Genomic DNA, 262 nt, shown 5'->3' on the forward strand with positions numbered 1-262 from the left:
GTACTGTATAAACCTCATTTCGAAGCAAAGTCAGGAAGAGCGACCGCGTTTAGAGGAAGGTTTAGACGCCGACCCTGTTAGGGTGCGGACGGAATTAGCCTCGAAGCATCACTTCACTTTTTGGGGTATTAGTATGGGGCCATAGCTCAGCTGGGAGAGCGCCTGCCTTGCAAGCAGGAGGTCAGCGGTTCGATCCCGCTTGGCTCCACCATTCTAATCAGCGTCGGAACAGCAAGAAATTGCTAGTTGCCAACGCGGAAGC

General features: G+C 53.1%; 1 tRNA gene. It reads left to right on the forward strand.

Annotation, left to right across the window (positions count from 1 at the left end):
• The first annotated feature begins 135 nt into the window (after positions 1–135).
• A tRNA-Ala gene (locus KJS69_RS29420) sits at positions 136–211 on the forward strand.
• The last annotated feature ends 51 nt before the right edge of the window (positions 212–262 follow it).

The organism is Paenibacillus sp. J2TS4, from assembly GCF_018403245.1.
Classification (GTDB): domain Bacteria; phylum Bacillota; class Bacilli; order Paenibacillales; family NBRC-103111; genus Paenibacillus_L.